Annotated in this window: 20 protein-coding genes and 1 pseudogene; 9 read left to right on the top strand and 12 right to left on the bottom strand. The window is 34.2% G+C overall.

What is annotated here, in order from left to right; translation table 11 throughout:
* Window positions 1-115 precede the first annotated feature (115 nt).
* Window positions 116-1,213 carry a GerAB/ArcD/ProY family transporter gene (locus tag COD92_RS03670; protein ID WP_098527165.1) on the bottom strand — a complete coding sequence of 366 codons (1,098 nt, stop codon included), beginning with the start codon at window positions 1,211-1,213 and terminating at the stop codon, window positions 116-118.
* 188 nt (window positions 1,214-1,401) lie between these two features.
* Between COD92_RS03670 and COD92_RS31775 the strand changes: the two genes are divergently transcribed.
* Window positions 1,402-1,548 (top strand): hypothetical protein, encoded by a 147-nt coding sequence (locus tag COD92_RS31775; RefSeq protein ID WP_176541015.1) that lies wholly within the window; start codon window positions 1,402-1,404, stop codon window positions 1,546-1,548.
* 203 nt (window positions 1,549-1,751) lie between these two features.
* Here COD92_RS31775 and COD92_RS03665 read toward each other — a convergent pair whose 3' ends face one another.
* Window positions 1,752-2,258 (bottom strand): CBO0543 family protein, encoded by a 507-nt coding sequence (locus COD92_RS03665; RefSeq protein ID WP_098527164.1) that lies wholly within the window; start codon window positions 2,256-2,258, stop codon window positions 1,752-1,754.
* A gap of 260 nt (window positions 2,259-2,518) precedes the next feature.
* Here COD92_RS03665 and COD92_RS03660 point away from each other — a divergent pair, with 260 nt between their 5' ends.
* Window positions 2,519-3,523: a DUF3231 family protein gene (locus tag COD92_RS03660; RefSeq protein ID WP_098995901.1), complete on the top strand. Its 1,005-nt coding sequence runs from the start codon at window positions 2,519-2,521 to the stop codon at window positions 3,521-3,523.
* Between the two features lie 91 nt (window positions 3,524-3,614).
* On the opposite strand, the gene COD92_RS03655 is transcribed toward COD92_RS03660, so the two are convergent.
* The 3 genes and pseudogenes from COD92_RS03655 to COD92_RS03645 all read right to left on the bottom strand — a co-directional run.
* Window positions 3,615-4,163, bottom strand: a complete 549-nt coding sequence (locus tag COD92_RS03655) for a Gmad2 immunoglobulin-like domain-containing protein (RefSeq protein WP_098527162.1) — start codon at window positions 4,161-4,163, stop codon at window positions 3,615-3,617.
* 138 nt (window positions 4,164-4,301) lie between these two features.
* The gene (locus COD92_RS03650; protein ID WP_098527161.1) at window positions 4,302-4,814 is read right to left on the bottom strand and encodes a DUF3189 family protein; all 513 of its coding nucleotides are present in this window, start codon (window positions 4,812-4,814) and stop codon (window positions 4,302-4,304) included.
* A 184-nt stretch (window positions 4,815-4,998) separates the two neighbouring features.
* Window positions 4,999-5,238: pseudogene (locus tag COD92_RS03645) on the bottom strand (DUF2935 domain-containing protein); the annotation flags it as partial.
* A 180-nt stretch (window positions 5,239-5,418) separates the two neighbouring features.
* Here COD92_RS03645 and COD92_RS03640 point away from each other — a divergent pair.
* From COD92_RS03640 to COD92_RS03630, 3 genes are all read left to right on the top strand, one after another.
* Entirely contained in the window at window positions 5,419-5,748 is a 330-nt protein-coding gene (locus tag COD92_RS03640) for a hypothetical protein (protein ID WP_098527160.1), read from the top strand.
* 72 nt (window positions 5,749-5,820) lie between these two features.
* Window positions 5,821-6,105, top strand: a complete 285-nt coding sequence (locus tag COD92_RS03635) for a hypothetical protein (protein WP_098527159.1) — start codon at window positions 5,821-5,823, stop codon at window positions 6,103-6,105.
* Window positions 6,106-6,163: 58 nt separating this feature from the next.
* Window positions 6,164-6,517 carry a hypothetical protein gene (locus COD92_RS03630; RefSeq protein WP_098527158.1) on the top strand — a complete coding sequence of 118 codons (354 nt, stop codon included), beginning with the start codon at window positions 6,164-6,166 and terminating at the stop codon, window positions 6,515-6,517.
* 73 nt (window positions 6,518-6,590) lie between these two features.
* On the opposite strand, the gene COD92_RS03625 is transcribed toward COD92_RS03630, so the two are convergent.
* Window positions 6,591-6,827: a hypothetical protein gene (locus COD92_RS03625; RefSeq protein WP_098527157.1), complete on the bottom strand. Its 237-nt coding sequence runs from the start codon at window positions 6,825-6,827 to the stop codon at window positions 6,591-6,593.
* Window positions 6,828-7,115: 288 nt separating this feature from the next.
* Between COD92_RS03625 and COD92_RS03620 the strand changes: the two genes are divergently transcribed.
* Window positions 7,116-7,985, top strand: coding sequence for a cation diffusion facilitator family transporter (locus COD92_RS03620; protein WP_098527156.1), 870 nt, complete (start codon window positions 7,116-7,118; stop codon window positions 7,983-7,985).
* Window positions 7,986-8,164: 179 nt separating this feature from the next.
* Here the strand turns inward: COD92_RS03620 and COD92_RS03615 are convergent, their stop codons facing one another.
* The 5 genes from COD92_RS03615 to COD92_RS03595 form a co-directional block, all read right to left on the bottom strand.
* Window positions 8,165-8,539, bottom strand: a complete 375-nt coding sequence (locus tag COD92_RS03615) for a hypothetical protein (protein ID WP_098527155.1) — start codon at window positions 8,537-8,539, stop codon at window positions 8,165-8,167.
* The gene (locus COD92_RS03610; RefSeq protein WP_098527154.1) at window positions 8,536-10,038 is read right to left on the bottom strand and encodes an FTR1 family iron permease; all 1,503 of its coding nucleotides are present in this window, start codon (window positions 10,036-10,038) and stop codon (window positions 8,536-8,538) included. Before COD92_RS03610 ends, COD92_RS03615 begins: the two co-directional genes overlap by 4 nt.
* Before the next feature lie 270 nt (window positions 10,039-10,308).
* The gene (locus COD92_RS03605) at window positions 10,309-11,211 is read right to left on the bottom strand and encodes a cupin domain-containing protein (protein ID WP_098527153.1); all 903 of its coding nucleotides are present in this window, start codon (window positions 11,209-11,211) and stop codon (window positions 10,309-10,311) included.
* Window positions 11,212-11,487: 276 nt separating this feature from the next.
* Window positions 11,488-11,988, bottom strand: coding sequence for a CBO0543 family protein (locus COD92_RS03600; RefSeq protein WP_098527152.1), 501 nt, complete (start codon window positions 11,986-11,988; stop codon window positions 11,488-11,490).
* 392 nt (window positions 11,989-12,380) lie between these two features.
* A complete protein-coding gene (locus tag COD92_RS03595) occupies window positions 12,381-12,854 on the bottom strand; it encodes a hypothetical protein (protein WP_098527151.1) in 474 nt (157 codons plus the stop codon).
* 397 nt (window positions 12,855-13,251) lie between these two features.
* On the opposite strand from COD92_RS03595, the gene COD92_RS03590 reads away from it, so the two are divergent.
* The 3 genes from COD92_RS03590 (at window position 13,252) to COD92_RS03580 (ending at window position 15,295) form a co-directional block, all read left to right on the top strand.
* Window positions 13,252-13,479, top strand: coding sequence for a DUF1858 domain-containing protein (locus COD92_RS03590; RefSeq protein ID WP_098527150.1), 228 nt, complete (start codon window positions 13,252-13,254; stop codon window positions 13,477-13,479).
* Between the two features lie 13 nt (window positions 13,480-13,492).
* Window positions 13,493-14,722 (top strand): DUF438 domain-containing protein, encoded by a 1,230-nt coding sequence (locus COD92_RS03585; RefSeq protein WP_098527149.1) that lies wholly within the window; start codon window positions 13,493-13,495, stop codon window positions 14,720-14,722.
* Window positions 14,723-14,983: 261 nt separating this feature from the next.
* The gene (locus COD92_RS03580; protein WP_098527148.1) at window positions 14,984-15,295 is read left to right on the top strand and encodes a hypothetical protein; all 312 of its coding nucleotides are present in this window, start codon (window positions 14,984-14,986) and stop codon (window positions 15,293-15,295) included.
* A gap of 332 nt (window positions 15,296-15,627) precedes the next feature.
* On the opposite strand, the gene COD92_RS03575 is transcribed toward COD92_RS03580, so the two are convergent.
* Window positions 15,628-16,296: a phosphatase PAP2 family protein gene (locus tag COD92_RS03575; RefSeq protein WP_098527147.1), complete on the bottom strand. Its 669-nt coding sequence runs from the start codon at window positions 16,294-16,296 to the stop codon at window positions 15,628-15,630.
* Window positions 16,297-16,327 lie beyond the last annotated feature (31 nt).

Raw genomic sequence — 16,327 nt, 5'->3', positions numbered from 1 at the left:
CGTGTCGTTGTTCAGGCCTGCATATGAACTGCCATTTTTCACTAATACATTATCACGATGATGCTGAAAAAATAAGTTTAACAGTAAAAATGGAGGGAAAATATCCCTCCGCAAATTACTTATCTCTTTTACCAAATCGAAAAAAAGCTATAATCAGCAGAGCAATCGGAATAATAATTTGAAATGGTAAATGTAAAATGAATGAAATATACTTCAATCCTTCGTCAATATGTTCGGAAGAATTAGCGGCAATTGTTATAGATCCAAATAAGATTATAACCCCTACAGGAAACACCAGCTTACGATGATCTTCAATCTTGAAGATATCTGCAGCCCCATATACAGCAGAATAAAAAAAGATCGTAATTTTAAAAAAACCAGCTATGATTACATAAAGAATATAGAATACATCTAATCTTTCTAAAAAATTTGAAAAATGGATCCTACTAATGGTAGTTAATAGCGGGAAAGTAGAACGTGTGAAAGAATCTACTCCAAGAACAGAAATATTGACTACAGAAGTAATCACAATATTAATCCCTGCTAATAGCATCCCACCAAGACACACCCATTTTACTTTTTTTTGATTATTAAAAAACGGTAAAAGCATCGTAAAGGTAACCATTTCTCCAAATGGGAAATAAATCGTAGTTTGCATGGAAGCTTTAATGACAGGCACTACTCCATATTCAAATATCGGTTTGATGTTTTCTAAATGGATTAAATCAGAAAACATAATCACCAAAAACCCCGCTAATGCAAACAAATAGATAAAGATAAAAAACAACTCAGAAACTCTTGCAATGACCTCTAGTCCCTTATGAATCGCGTAAATGATCGTTAATAACATTAGTGAATTGATGATAAACAATGGAGTATTGGTATAAATGGATGTTACTAAAAGCTCCCCAAAATCACGCAATATTCTTGTTGCCTGATACATAAAATAAATCACATATAAAAATCCAATAAACCTTCCAATCCATTTTCCCACTAGTATTTGAAGATAACTAGTCAGTGGGACATCAGGGAAGAATTTATAGAGACGATAATATACCCAAAAAAGTACTAGACCGACTGCTAATCCAAGCAAAATACTAATCCAAGCGTCCTGTTTCGCTTGTGATCCTGGAGCAAATAGTATGGCACTACCCATTTCAAACAGGACTACTAAGACAAACATTTGATAGGAATTAATTTTTATTTTTTCCATTAAGAAACTTCCTTTATTTAAAAGCTGCACGGACTATTTTTCTTTCATAACAACTTCTTTATTTTCTCCAAAATCACAAGTTATTAATTACCTTTGATGTTAAATTTCTTGAATAATGGACGTCTGAATAATTATTTATTTTCAAGTAATAATATGGGGGTGAAAATTGAAATTAGGGGGGTTATTTGATGAAATCAAATAATAGGCAGCACGATAATCAACAAAGCAGTAACGAAGAAGTTCAACAATCTAATCAGGAACAGGTAAAAGAAATAACTGATGCCCAAAGAGACGGGATCCGCTACGATTACACCGATTCCTCTGATTTTAAGTGAATGCAAATTGGAATACCGTGTTAGAAAACCTGACAAGTTGTTTGAAATAGAAAGTACTTAAATACTATAATAAATTTGCCTAATACCTTTCTTGAAGGAAACTCCAGGGCTATGCATCCTAGTTTCCTTTCTTTTTTATATTGATTTTGTTACATACATACTGCTATCATTCAAAAACCATTCTAAATGAATGGCTTTTTTTGTTATTTAGCAAACTTAAAAGGAATCTCAAAGTAAATAATTAAGAAAAGGATAATTGGTAATGAGATAATGTAGGCTTTAAAGGGTCTATACTGATGCAGAGCAATGACGGAGAACATGACAATATCAAAATAAAAAGAATACCAAAATTTCCACCCATTCTGATAAGAGATTCTTCCAAACTCCATTAGGACCCATTCAACGAAAATATACATACCAGACCAAACCAATATGTAGAAAAACCGCCTAATCCAGCTTTTAGGAAAGTGAGAAAGAAATAGTAAAATACTAACGGGCATCGTAATAATTGCATAAACCAGGACAACCATTTCATGCCCATATAAGAAATCAGGATGAAACTTCCATAAAGTGTTTTCTTTAACAATATATTCGTACATTAAGCCGCCAGTTGAAATAAAAAACATACTAGCATGATACTCTCTCCAGTTTTTCCAATCAGCCCACTTGAACGAAGCCAAAATGGTTAGAATCGCTATAGCAACATGCATTTACCTACTACCCTCTTCACTGCTTTTAAAATAGTTTTCCTTATTTATCAGGATACCATTCTCCCTTTCATCACATTGATTTAATAAAATTTCAATTAATATTTAGTCCATATTTCATATTGAATAAAAAAATGGGAACATTAGTTAATATTACATAACCATCTGGGCTGAGCTAAACTAATGACAAATGTTCGAGAAAATCAATAATTACAAACTTTCAATAAAAAGGGAAAATATATGATGTCAGGAGGTATATCGGTTTGGAGAAAAAAAACCCTATAAGTGCCTCGGAAGTAGGAACACTATGGCTTACCTATCAAGAAAAAACAATGATCCTTAGAATCTTAGAATATTTTATGACTAAGAGTGATGACCAAGAAGCAAGTAATCTCATGGGCGGGTTGTGGCAGGAATTACATTTCTTTGTTGTTGAAATCGAATCTTTATTTGAAAAGGAAGGAATGGTAATTCCAATTGGTTTTAGAAATGAAGATGTGAACTTGGAAGCCCCAAAACTATACGATAATGGATTTGACATTATGTTTCTTCGTATTCTGAAAGAAGTAAGTATGGGGCTATATACGATAAATATGAATATGGCCTATCGAAAAGATGTGATGGCGATCTATGAAGGACTTACGACAGTCACGCAAAAGATCTATAAATTAACCACCGTTTATTTACTGAATAAAGGAATTTTGACTCTTCCTCCTAATATGACACTGCCAAAAACAACTGAGTTTGTCAAAAGTGATAAATATATGAAAGGGTTTAAACCATTTGGTGACAAAAGATCGTTAAATTCTATTGAGTTAGGGATTATTCATCACGGAATTGAAACAAATAACATTGGTATGCAACTTATTACTGGGTTTGCACAATGTGCTGAAAACAAAAAGGTTAAAAAGTATTTTGTTAAGGGGTTAGAGCTTGCCAAAAAGCAAATCCAAACATATGAAGAAATTTTATTAGAAGCAAATGTACATTTTTCTGCCACTTCCGGAAGTATTGTAACCATCTCAAAAGTTGCCCCTTTTTCTGAAAAATTGATGATGTATTGCATATGCCTATTAAATGGATTTGGTCTTGTTGGGGGCAGCTTTGGGGCAATGTTTAGTCTCAGAAACGATATCAACATGAAAATGTCATTATTAGCAAAGGATATCTATCTTTATGGCCATGAAGGAATAGAATTAATGATGAATAATGGATGGTTTGAGGAACCACCTCAAATGGAAGATAGACCACGTATTATTAATAGTTAGCTGGATTCTACTTTTTTAATGAAATTTCCAAAACACAAAAAGTACCCGTAGCCGTTAGGTTGACAGGTACTTTTTGTGGTGTTATTAAAACTTACTTTGGTTTTGGAATGGGAATTTCTAAAGTGTTTTCTTTTGAACCATCTTTTGCTGAGAAGACAAATAATTCCAGTTTAATTTCATTTGAAGATACTAACTGTTTTTCAAAAGTGAGTTCAAATTCTCCCCATGCAGGCGCCCCGTCTGTTTGGTAATGATTTTGAATTAATATCTTTTCTCCATCATAAAGTACATATTGAAATACTCCTTCAAATACCTGAGCTTTCCCTGTAACAATAAATTTATCCTCTGACTCTGTTACAACTACATCTTTAAACACTTTGTTTTGATAAACCTTTTTCTCAGGTGCAGGTGAAGTTGGTTGGTCTTGGTCTGTTGTTCCCTCCTGAACCGGAGTGGTTGGTTGATTTTGATCGGTTGTTCCACCTTTTACAGGTGAAGTTTGCGGATCTTGGTTCACGCTTCCATCGTGTGCTTGTGAAGTTGGTGAATCTTGATTGGTTGTTTCATCTTGTTGATGATTACACGCTGCTAAACCAAAAATAATAATTAGTCCGGCTAATAAATAAGCAATTTTTTTCAAATTAGTATCCCCCTTTTCTTAATTTTATTCACAAGTTCATTGAAGGATAATGTTTTATTGTTTTCTTTTTATAAGAAGAATATAACAGAAAAATCCAATGAAAAGTTCATTGGACTACTAAAAAATATGTTGGCGCTACTACTTGTACACTTTATTTTCTAAAATAATCACATTTTCATTAAAAGAGGTCCTACCAATCTGTTTCGTGTTTTCAACCAATCGAAAAATATTATCACAGCATTGCTTAGCACCGATCACTAACAATGGTACACCAATAAAGTCAATTTTCAAACCTCTCGAAAAAAATCCTCCAAGTGACATCGGCAATGGAACGGTTGGCGATGTATAAGAGAAAATAATTTTCTCATTAAAATGATATTTCCCTTGTAGTAATAACGTCAGCTCTTTCAATGCTGGTACAACGAGTTTCTCCCGTTTGCATCCAATCGTATAAACGGAGTTGCCATCCTCATCGTCCCCATGATAGAGAAGTTTTCCAAAATCCTTTCTCGTAAGTTTATTAAAATATTTTACATTCAATATTTCTTCGGAGGTTAGTTTTCTTTCGGATTGAGGCAATTGTTTTAAATGATAGGCCGCAGCCAAAGATGTAGTATGTGTCCCACCGTAATCATTATAAATATATATCATAGGAATCATCCTTTAGTCTTTATATATATTTATTATGGGCATAAATTCCATTTCTCATTCGACGGCCATTCGCCTGTTCATATAAACAAAATCAATTACTTTTTAGTTCTACTTTCCATGTAAAACGTGGTTCCTCTAATTAAGGATGGTTCTCTAAATAACCATTACTTTTCATTCGCTGCTTCTCTAATATTCCCTGGTTAAACTTTGTTAAGGTCCTCATAAAATACTCCGCTTCCCGTGCAATGTGATCAACAAGCAATGGGAAATTAAATCCACTAACTTTACAATTTATTATTAATATTAGAAGGTTTCTTTTAAAATCACGAAAACCATGAACTAATTCAATGCTTTCTTCATTTAATTTCCTAACCAATCCTACATTATTTGGTACTTGGTACGCCTTTTTTTCCTGCTGTTCAAAATAGGAAATTTTTATGACATTCGTCAAATAAATTAACCTTATTCCCTTGTATCTTAGGTTCCGATTTAAATTTTATTTTTTTACAGTTTAAAGGGTGTTTGTCCTCGGTAACTTGTCCATACCATTGTACAAATATAGGAATAAAATGCTTATAGAAAAAGGGAAAGGAGTTGATTCAATTTGAGAAGAACAAGAGAATTTGATAATTTCGGAAATCAAAATGTGTTTAGAGGTTCTGCTAGAAATAACAATAACAACAATAACTCAAATGTAGATGTAGATGTTGATAATGAATTTGATAATGAAGTAAGAAACACTTCAGAATCTGAAGCAGAGGCAGATGTACGCAATACAGACAGAAATACAAATGTTGCTAGAGCAACGATCGAAAACTCAGGAAATGCTCGTGTAAATGTTACATTAAACAGCCGCAGCAATGCGCGTGTTAGAAGTGATCAAGAGCAAGATAGTGAGCAAAACCAAGATACTGATGTGGATGTAGATTTTTAAGAGATATTCATATAGACATTGACTCGAAAACTCTAAAAATAAATTACAAAATGGCAAGGAGAGAAAATTAATATGGCAAATTCAAGAAGAAATCGCCGTAATAACACTAACACAAATGTAAATGTTGATGTAAATAATGATTTTGAAAATGATATTCGCAATCGTTCAGAATCAGAGGCAGAGGCAGACGTACGTAATACGGACAGAAATACAAATGTTGCTAGAGCAACAATCAATAACTCAGGAAATTCTCGTGTAGATATTACATTAAACAGCAGAAGCAATGCACGTGTAAGATCTGACCAAGAGCAAGATAACGAGCAAGATCAAACTACTAATGTGGATGTAGATTTCTAATTTAATAATCGAGGGTGGGATAAAAGTATTCCACCCTTTATTAAGATAGGTGGAATATATGGAAAGATATAAGGGTAAGAGCAAGTATACCCCTAGTTGGCTAAACTCAAGCAATACTACAAACTCTTCCGAATCCCGTGCTTTTGAAGAAGAAAATATAAATATAAAAAGCGAAAACATAAACAAGATTGGCCAAAGCGGTAATTCCGACGTAGATGTACATGTTGATGTATTTGTTGATACGACTCCTATAGCATTTGCCATCCTTACTTCCCTACTAGCAACTAAACAAATGTCTACTGAAGAGTTTGATGAGGCGCTAAGACGTCTTAATAAGCTTACTAAGGGAAGCGATTTTAGTATTTCTTCATTTACACCAAATAATGTATCAGATGTAAAATTTTTTAATTGAAACAAAAGAAGAGTGGATGAATTTCCACTCTTTTTTATAAATTTATTAATTTTATAAAATGGTTATTTTAATACTATAAAGTAAAGGTACGTCCAGATAGTAATCTGAAAAGCGCAATAATTAGTGCAATACGAATCGCTAATCTTACACGACGTCCTCTTACTCTAGTTACTAGGATAAGGTGATCTGAACCGACATATTCCAAAGTCCCTGTAAAAGTTTCATTATTTGTGATAACTTCTACTTCTTCACCTACAAGCTCAGATGCAAATCTCACAAAGCTTTGATTACTCATTCTTTGATTACTCATTTTAATAGTCACCTCCTATCATAATGTATATAATGAAAATTTTTATAGGAATGATTGGACATTTGTGGGACAAGCACAAAAAAATTTTAATGGGCATACATTAAGACTATTTTTCTTATAGGAACTTACAAAATGGATCCTTGAATATACATTTTAATTCATCAGAAGTTTCCCCTACGAAACTTTTTTTCAGCCCGATTACTTAGTTAGCATAACGACAAAAGGTTTCTCTAGACCCACTTGATATTTTGTTTCATAATGAAAAAGGATAAAAAGCGGGTGAGAAAAATGGATGAACAGGCATATTTGGATTTAAAACGCGGAGAACGGGGAGCAATAATTAGTATTATTGCTTATATTTGCTTGTCTGCCGTAAAATTGGTTGTTGGATTTATGGCAAATTCTGAGGCGTTAAAAGCGGATGGGTTAAACAATACCACTGATATCATTGCCTCAATCGCTGTACTTGTGGGCTTAAAATTATCCCAGCGCCCCGCTGATGATGACCATCCATATGGGCACTGGAAAGCTGAAACAATTGCCTCGATGGTAGCTTCATTTATTATGTTGTTTGTTGGAATACAGGTGACATATGAAGCGATTACTAGCATTTTTAATGGAATAAATGAAACTCCAGATTTGATTTCTGCATGGACAGGCCTCTTTTGTGCGGTGGTTATGTATTTTGTTTATCGTTATAACAAAAAATTGGCCAGTGAAGTACATAGTCAATCTGTTAGGGCAGCGGCAAAAGATAATCTATCAGATGCCTGGGTCAGCGTAGGAACATTCATTGGAATTATTGGTACACAGTTTGGGCTGCCTTGGCTGGATCCCTTTACTGCTATAATAGTGGGTTTACTTATTTGTAAAACAGGCTGGGAGATTTTTAGAGATGCTTCTCATAATTTGACTGATGGGTTCGATGAAAAATTAATAGAAATATATAAAGAAACAATTAAAAATTGCTATGGTGTAAAAGGTGTAAAAGATATAAAAGCGAGAAATTATGGTAACAACGTAGTGGTGGACATTGTCATATTAGTAAATTCTAATTTAGATATTCGAAGAGCTCATGATATTGCAACCGAGGTGGAGCAGAGATTAATGAATGAACACAACGTTTATGATGTCCATGTCCATGTCGAACCAAATTAAAGATTATAATACGAAAGAGGCAGAAAATACTTCCTCTTTCGTATTTCTGATGCATTAGTTATCAGCTCTTAATATGTTTTCACTTTTTAAAAGGAAGATTATCCTATGTGTGAACGATTTAAAATCACATCAAAAAAGAGACTTATCAAAAAGTCCCTTTTTCCGAGGTTTACGATCATTTACTTTGTTTTTTCATCCAATTCTTTCAATGCATCAGTAAGTTGGTCGTTCAAGTTACCTAATGCTTCTTTATCCAACGTAGCTGCTTCTGAACCTGCAATGGTTGGGTCAAGATACTTCTCAATTTTCTCGTATAAATCTTTGTTATCTTTCTTAACATCATCTTCAAAAGAAGACCATTGATCTTCTAATTGCGGTCCAACTTCTTTAACCTTCGCTTGATCGCCACTATCAATTGCTTTTGACAATTCTTCCGTGGTATCCAACATTTTATTTACTCCATCTGATACCTTACTATTTTCAGAACTACAACCCGCTAATATTAAGGATCCACCAAGTCCGATTGCTAAAACCATAGATGTTATTTTTTTCATGATAACTTCCTACTTTCAATGTTATTTTTGTTTACGGTAATAAGTTTTTTGTTTTTCAATCTTTTAGATAAAATAATTATAACTGCACCTACAACAAGTATTAATTGTGGAATTGTACTTTCCCATGAAGGATAGAGTGCAAAAAACCCTATACTTGGTATGCTAGATGTATTGGTTGTTTGAATTAAACCTGCTAGCTGAAGACTGTGAATTCCCATACCGGTAAACTTAATACAAAGGTAAAATACGATTATACTAGATATCATAAAGAATGGACGCAGTGGTAATTTCAAGCCTACAAATACCATCAAATAAGCCAAAATCCCAAGTATCACAGCTCCAATTAGAAAACCAATTAATAAGGACTGAAGTTTTATTTGACTTGCCATTCCGATGTAAAATAAGACTGTTTCAGTTCCTTCACGAAATACTGCAAGAAAGGCCAGTACTCCTAGTGAAACAAGTTTACCTGTGGTTAAAGCTGTTTGGCTTTTTTCTCGAATATATCGATTCCAATCAGCAATATTGGATTGACTATGCAGCCAATAGCTCATATAAAGTAACATGACTGCTGCAAAAACCCCTGTCCACCCGCCTATAAGGGCATTATTGTTACCAAAAGCTCCGGACGATATGACGAATTTAACTATGATCGCAAGGATTACACTAACTCCGAGTCCTGATAATACACCAGACCAAATCCAGCCTTTTCCCTTACCTTCTCCGGATTTTTTTACAAAAGACATAAGCGCAATCACGACCAGTAATGCTTCTAAACCTTCACGAATTAAAATCATGGCCGCATCCCAATAAGTATATTGAGATTTATTAGCCAGAGGAGTTAAATATTTAACCATGTTATCTATGACTCTATTAGCTTGTTCGTAATTTGGTGGATTATCAGAAAGCATGGCTTGAATGGTAACCAAATCTCTTTCCGAATCACTATATACGGAGGCTGATTGTGCAACGACAACCCCTTCAACGCTTAACCAGCTATCACTAGCATTCTTTATTCCATCAAGTGCTTTCGTTTGATTTTGTTCCTTTATCTCCTTCTTGGTTTCTTGTAAAAGTAAGATAAAATCATCTAAAGTTATGTCCTTTTTCTTATAACCTGCTTCTTTAGGATAACCGCCACTAGCAAATTTTTCGTTAACCGCTTTTAAATCCTGTAAAGCCACTATAACTTGATCTGGTTTTTTAATGGTAAAGGCGTAAACGACCTTTCCCATATTCGATTCAATATCACGATATGCCGTGGCCGAATCAGCTTTAATCCCTTCTTCAATTTGTCTCCATGTTTTGTTAAATTGATCATAAGCCTTTTCTGCTCCCGAAAGGTCCCCTTTAGAAGCTAAATCAAGGGCTTGATCAACTGATACTTCAGCCTTTTTCATATCTTCATTTGAATTTTCAACAGCAAAAACAGGATTATGTACCCCTATTCCGAAGATTAATAGAATGATAGATATCAAAAGTAATAATTTCTTTCCCATAGGGTCCCCCTTAATGTAAATGAGTTTTAATTGATAATGAATTTCAATTTCATCTATTTATATAATATTTCCTTTGATAACGATTGTCAATTAGTGTTTTTATTATTTTTAGAATAATATTTGGTCCATTCTATAATCTCCAAGTGAACCAACAAAAAAAATCGCCGCAGCGATCTTTCAGTAGTTTATGCACTCTAAATGTAATAATAAACTCCTTTATATAACTTGGAGTTGCATAATATTATTTTTTCAACTTATTATCTGTAATTTTTATTCCTCAGCCATGGCTTCGGATTTTGTTACATGAACGGTACCATGCGGATGCTGCGGCGGCGCATAGATTGAGTAAAGTTTTAGCGGGATAGTCCCCGTATTGGTAACATTGTGCCATGTTCCAGCCGGTACCATGATGGCATAGTTGTCATATACTTTTTTCACAAAATCTAATTGATCTTTACGTTTTCCCATTTGAACAACCCCTTGACCTTGTTCAATCCGTAAGAACTGATCAATGACAGGGTGAATTTCCAACCCAATATCTTCTCCCACCTTGATACTCATCAAGGTAACTTGCAAATGTTGTCCTGTCCATAAAGCTGTCCGATAATTATTGTTTTTCTTTGCAGCCTTTTCAATATCGATGACAAAAGGCTCCGGTCCATAATCTTTTAAAACCATTTTATCTTGACCCTTAAATGATTGTAACAATCCCACTCGTTTTGCATGCCCCATCTCGTCTGAAGAAACACGCAAGAATACATCTCGAACGAGTGGATTTTGAGCTAGCAAATAACTATTATTCTGATATTCTTGATACTTCGATAATTCAGCTTCATAAGCCTTTCTCAAACCTTCTTGATAAGAATGAAAAGGTATTTGTTCAATATGGTACTCAGGCTGCCTTCCAGTAAGCATGAAATATATATTAGTAAATTGTTGTAAATGCACTTTTTCATCATCTAAAACATGAAGAATGTCATTTTTTTGCGTTAAATCTGGTGCTATATTGACTAATCGACTATAAAAATCAATTACAGAAGCTTTCCCTTTGATTCCAGCAAGAATCGCTTCACATACCTCTTGATGGTTTCCTTGTTGAGTTCTTGGTATAAAGTTTGAGTTATATGTTGGTGTATTAACGTAGTATGGGTATGCTATAGGGCCCTGATACATTTTCCTCATCCCCTTCACAGTCATTCAAACATATTATATGACTTAAGTCGTGATGGAGTTCTTTTTAAATGCGCCTATCCCAATCTCCCCCCGCATTCGGACAACCATATGCCGTTTTCTGATGCCCTTGTCCTAATTAGCTAACGAAGCAGCCATGTTAGAAATAGTCTTCTTTCTTTTTTAATTGCCGGAAGAAAGACAAATGAACGATATGAATGACGAAAAGAAGTGGATAAGTTAGTGCAGAATAGTTTTTTGGGTTTATATCACCCATTACTATTTTAATGGAATCTCATTAATCAAAATGAGGATTGTTGTGATGGGTATCGAAAATAACATCGTCCATAATGGTTTCTTATAATGCAGCCGCAGCAGTATAAACAAAAGAATATTAAACAAAAACGAATGAAAAATGGTCCAACCATGATGATAAGAAAAAGTCCCGGTCCATAAAAGAATGGCCTCATTTGCTGTATAGATCATTACCCAAATCGCTGTCCACCGAATAGATATAAAAAGATGGGAAGGATACTTGCCCATAAAGATTAAAATTGTACAGGCAAATACAATAAACTCCCCTGCTATACAAATCACTTCGTTTTTAAGTGGCCACGTCGGCTCCAGAGACCACAGTCGATGGGTATAACTGACATAATAATACAGTGCGTCACCGAGAAGAAAATAAAGGATTGTTGAATAGTATTTTGGCCAATTTTTCCAATCCCCCCATCGTATTGCCGCTAAAATCCATGTACTTACCCCTATTATTTCAGCCATTTTTTCTCCTTTTATTAAAAATAGATTAAGCATCCTCTATAAATTAGTAATCCCCATTTCAGGTAAAATTATCCAATTAAGAGTAAAAGATAATGCTAATAATGAAAATCTCCCTTATGTAAATATGTGAATAAAAAACATCAAATTCTAAAAATCAGCACCAATTTAAATGCCTAATTGTTATGTGATTTCTCCTTTTCCATTTTGTCATTTTAATAGACAGACAAAAGAAAAATCCAATGAAATCATCATTGGACTTTAACGGACATTCTATATTAATCATTCAAACTAAAAGGAACTAATGTAACAACTACGTCCTTTCGTGCTAAAATGGGATCCTCTGTTCCCTAATGGATTAGGCGATTTTTGATTATTCTTATCACAAGATATTATTATTTGTAACTTCTTAAAATATCATCCACAGTTGTTTTCATAGCATAGGTCACAGTTTTCTTGTAACGTGCCGCAATAAGTAAGACTCTAATTTGTTCGGAACGAGATAGATTTTTAAAACGGGGCTCTTGTTTCAAAAAGGATCGAACAATGGACCAGCTAGGGGGTAATAACGGAAAATCATCTAGGGGTTGTTTGTTTCGTATACGATGAAGCCAAGATACCATTCGAGGGGAATTACTTTTATCAACTATACAAGGTGCGTAAATGTTTTTGGTGTGTTTTTTTATGGACTCAAATCGATCTTGACCGCTAACAATAATGTAACTGCCATCCTTCTTATTTTTTCTGACAACCAACACAAACATACAATCCCACATTAACCTCTGAAGTTTTTTAATGTGTTCTGTGATTTTCATCGATACATCAGGTTTGATTTTACTAAGAGGAATATACTGTATCGTGAATTTCATACTAAGCCCCCTCCAATTTTATACTTGCACCCTTCTCATTCTCATAAAAATTTGAAATTGTTCGTGGAACAACAATTTTGTAAATGCTGGGGGAATTTTCAAGATTTATTTATTTGTATGAAATAAACGCATGTCACATTCGAATTAAGTACTTATCATGCATTAGAATTTGATAAAAAATACAATTTGGAACATCAACACGTGTAGAAGATTTTCAGGGGAATATTCTTGTCTTACTCTCCCTCTATATGCATCAGGTTGCTGATGAAATTCACATAATTTTAACAACTGCGCTCATTTATTATTTTGTTTGTGATTCCAATCACAATTTTATATGTATACCTGTGTTATATTCCTATTGAGAAGAGTTATCACCCTCTTTCAAGGAGTGAAAACAATGTCAAAAGTATTGAATATTCAACTACCCGTTTATCAATTATGTACCGAGTACCCCGAAATCATCCTGATTATGAAGGAACTTGGTTTTGAGAATATAACAAATCCTAATATGCTAAAATCGGCCGGACGTGTTATGACATTGCCAAATGGATGCCGTATGAAAGGAATACCATTAGAAAAAGTGATTGAGACCTTTGAAAAGAATGGATTTACAATCAACCAATAGAGGAGAATGAATCATGAGTGAAATCATCAATAACCGTGAAAAAGAAACTATTACCCAATCTGAGCGGCAAGCGGTTTTAAAAGAGATTATTAAAGACCTGCACAACGGCAAAAGTGTTGGGGAAGTAAAGGCTCGTTTTGAAGAAGCTGCAGGTAACATTTCTGTGGCAGAGATTTCTAAATTAGAACAAGCACTGATGGAGGAAGAAGGAATTCCGGTCGCAGAAGTGCAGCGTCTATGCTCAGTTCATACGGCGATTTTTAAAGGTTCTATCGAGGAAATACACCGTTCCGATAAGCCCGAAGAGCATCCTGGACACCCCATCCATACCTTTAAATTAGAAAATAAAGAGATTGATAGGTTGGTAAACTTTAAACTGCTGCTCCATTTCGAGCGTTTCGAAAAAGCAGACACTGAGGAAAACAAGTTTAAGTTACTAGAAGATTTAAATCTATTACTAGACATCGACAAACATTACAGCAGGAAAGAGAATCTACTCTTCCCTTACCTAGAAAAGTACGGAATCATGGGCCCTACTCAAGTGATGTGGGGAGTGGATGACGGAATCCGAGCCGCCATAAAAGAGGCAAAAGAGAAAATAACCAACTATAACGGAGATAAACAATCCGTAATCGATGCCTTATATTTTGTCATCCGAGAAGTCAGTGAAATGATCTTTAAAGAGGAAAACATCTTATTTCCAATGGCATTGCAAACCTTAACGGAAGACGAATGGGTGAAAATTGCTCATGAGAGTGATGAAATTGGTTTCTGCTTAACCGAACCGGCAGGTGTATGGAAGCCTGAACGAAAACAGATTGAAGAGAATGCGCTAACCGAAGGATATATTCGGTTGGAAACAGGTATTCTATCGCTTAAACAGCTTGAACTTATGCTAAATCACTTGCCTGTTGATATTACCTTTATCGACCAAGATGATGTTGTTCGCTATTTCTCGCACGGTAAAGAAAGAATCTTTGCTCGTACCAAAGCGGTTATTGGCAGAACGGTTCAAAACTGTCATCCACCAAAGAGTGTTCATGTAGTTGAACAATTATTACAAGAATTTAAAGCAGGTATCAAAGATGGTGAAGATTTTTATATTAAATTTAAAGATAAATACGTGTACATCCGTTACTTTGCTGTCAGGGATGAAGCAGGTGAATATGTAGGAACGCTTGAATTCACGCAAAATATTAGCACGATTCAGGAAATTCAAGGTGAAAAACGTATTCTGAATTAACTTAAATAAATATTAAATAACAAAAGGAAACTGACTCAAAAAACGGGGAATCGACACCTTTTGAGCCAGTTTTTTTATTTGATCATTAATGTTCATTCTAAGAAAATGATTTAATGGATAGACCCATCTTTTCATCAAGACTGACCAACTTTCAAAACCGTATTTTTCATATATAGCTTATAGGAATAATGACTTAAGGATGAAAGAAGGATTTACTTTCCTCCTTTAACTTTTAAAATACTAAGAAGGAGGTTGAGTAACATGCTAAAAAAAGTCATCATCCTTGTCATACTTTTAGCAATTTTATTAGTATTAGTTAAATATCAAGCTTCGGCTCCGGTTAACAACACAAGCATAAAAAGCGATGGCACCAACAAGTACACTACCATAGAATACAAAATAACGAAGTTTAAGGATAACCATTACTATGGTAAAAATGATAACGGAACGGAAATCATTTTTTCTGCAAACAAAGTCACTTCAGATGCTAAGATACATATTGATGATGAGGTTATATGTTATTTTAATAAGAATAATTTGGGTAAAGGATTAGTAAAAGTTGAAAAGAAATAATATCACAAGATTCCAGCTTCATTCTTCATACTCCTTGAAAGAATCATCATAACGCAGGTCCCATTTTTGTCATACCGGATACATCAATAAATAATTCTGCTTCTCCAATGGCAACTAATACATTGTCTGATTTACTGTGTAAGGCTGAGAGAATTTGAAAGTATTCCTTTTAAATTTAATTCGTATAAAAAAACTTAATAAAAATTGCTTAAGGTTACTTGTAATTTTTACTAGTAACCTTTCATTTTATAGAAGTGATACATAAAACATGGGAAGAAACATAGGCTTATATCCTATTTCCAAGGTAGAATGATATTAAACCAATTTTTATGTCAATCAGAGATAAGAGCTTTTTTATGGGACTTATTATGTCTTTCTTGATAGAATTGGAAAACCCAAATAGCTGTAGCCATCCAGAAACCACTTGCGAAATACCCCCCAACAATATCACTAGGATAATGCACACCTAAATAAATTCGACTGACCCCAATGGCAAGGACCATGAAAGAACTAAATAGTATAAGAAAGATCCTTCCCGATTTTCTTGGAATATGACGCCATAATAAAAACGTTATGATCACATAAACGCTGAAGGCATTCATAGCATGTCCACTGGGAAAGCTGTATCCTCCAATATCAATTAAGCGATGTAAGTTGGGCCTAATCCGATGAAAAAAATGTTTTAAAAGTCCATTTAGAGCTGCAGACCCAAATATAGAAACGATAAATAAAATTAATTCCATCCGGTGGTGTAATACCTTATAAAGAAAAAACAATATAGCGATACTCAAGACAATCACAAAGGGTGCAGAACCAATAAAGGTGAAAACTTTCATTACATTTGTCAGGGGTGGTGACTCCATTCCTTGAATAGCTCGGATTACCTTGGTGTCAAAGTGAACGATCTTATGATCGCTGATGAATAAGGACATTAAACTAAATCCGATCATACAGACTGCACTAATGACAAATGCAATGGCAAGATGTGATTTTAATTTCATAAGTAATAATCCTCTTTTTTGTATATAATCG

The organism is Bacillus sp. AFS037270 (assembly GCF_002585305.1).
The sequence above is the reverse complement of the archived record's forward strand: the minus strand, read 5'-3'. Positions and strand labels throughout refer to the sequence as shown.

Bases quoted from the DNA above. Each gene is read 5' to 3' on its own strand.
- COD92_RS03670 (WP_098527165.1), bottom strand. From the start codon at position 1,213: ATGGAAAAAATAAAAATTAATTCCTATCAAATGTTTGTCTTAGTAGTC.
- COD92_RS31775 (WP_176541015.1), top strand. From the start codon at position 1,402: ATGAAATCAAATAATAGGCAGCACGATAATCAACAAAGCAGTAACGAA.
- COD92_RS03665 (WP_098527164.1), bottom strand. From the start codon at position 2,258: ATGCATGTTGCTATAGCGATTCTAACCATTTTGGCTTCGTTCAAGTGG.
- COD92_RS03650 (WP_098527161.1), bottom strand. From the start codon at position 4,814: ATGATATATATTTATAATGATTACGGTGGGACACATACTACATCTTTG.
- COD92_RS03635 (WP_098527159.1), top strand. From the start codon at position 5,821: ATGGCAAATTCAAGAAGAAATCGCCGTAATAACACTAACACAAATGTA.
- COD92_RS03630 (WP_098527158.1), top strand. From the start codon at position 6,164: ATGGAAAGATATAAGGGTAAGAGCAAGTATACCCCTAGTTGGCTAAAC.
- COD92_RS03625 (WP_098527157.1), bottom strand. From the start codon at position 6,827: ATGAGTAATCAAAGAATGAGTAATCAAAGCTTTGTGAGATTTGCATCT.
- COD92_RS03620 (WP_098527156.1), top strand. From the start codon at position 7,116: ATGGATGAACAGGCATATTTGGATTTAAAACGCGGAGAACGGGGAGCA.
- COD92_RS03615 (WP_098527155.1), bottom strand. From the start codon at position 8,539: ATGAAAAAAATAACATCTATGGTTTTAGCAATCGGACTTGGTGGATCC.
- COD92_RS03610 (WP_098527154.1), bottom strand. From the start codon at position 10,038: ATGGGAAAGAAATTATTACTTTTGATATCTATCATTCTATTAATCTTC.
- COD92_RS03605 (WP_098527153.1), bottom strand. From the start codon at position 11,211: ATGTATCAGGGCCCTATAGCATACCCATACTACGTTAATACACCAACA.
- COD92_RS03600 (WP_098527152.1), bottom strand. From the start codon at position 11,988: ATGGCTGAAATAATAGGGGTAAGTACATGGATTTTAGCGGCAATACGA.
- COD92_RS03595 (WP_098527151.1), bottom strand. From the start codon at position 12,854: ATGAAATTCACGATACAGTATATTCCTCTTAGTAAAATCAAACCTGAT.
- COD92_RS03590 (WP_098527150.1), top strand. From the start codon at position 13,252: ATGTCAAAAGTATTGAATATTCAACTACCCGTTTATCAATTATGTACC.
- COD92_RS03585 (WP_098527149.1), top strand. From the start codon at position 13,493: ATGAGTGAAATCATCAATAACCGTGAAAAAGAAACTATTACCCAATCT.
- COD92_RS03580 (WP_098527148.1), top strand. From the start codon at position 14,984: ATGCTAAAAAAAGTCATCATCCTTGTCATACTTTTAGCAATTTTATTA.
- COD92_RS03575 (WP_098527147.1), bottom strand. From the start codon at position 16,296: ATGAAATTAAAATCACATCTTGCCATTGCATTTGTCATTAGTGCAGTC.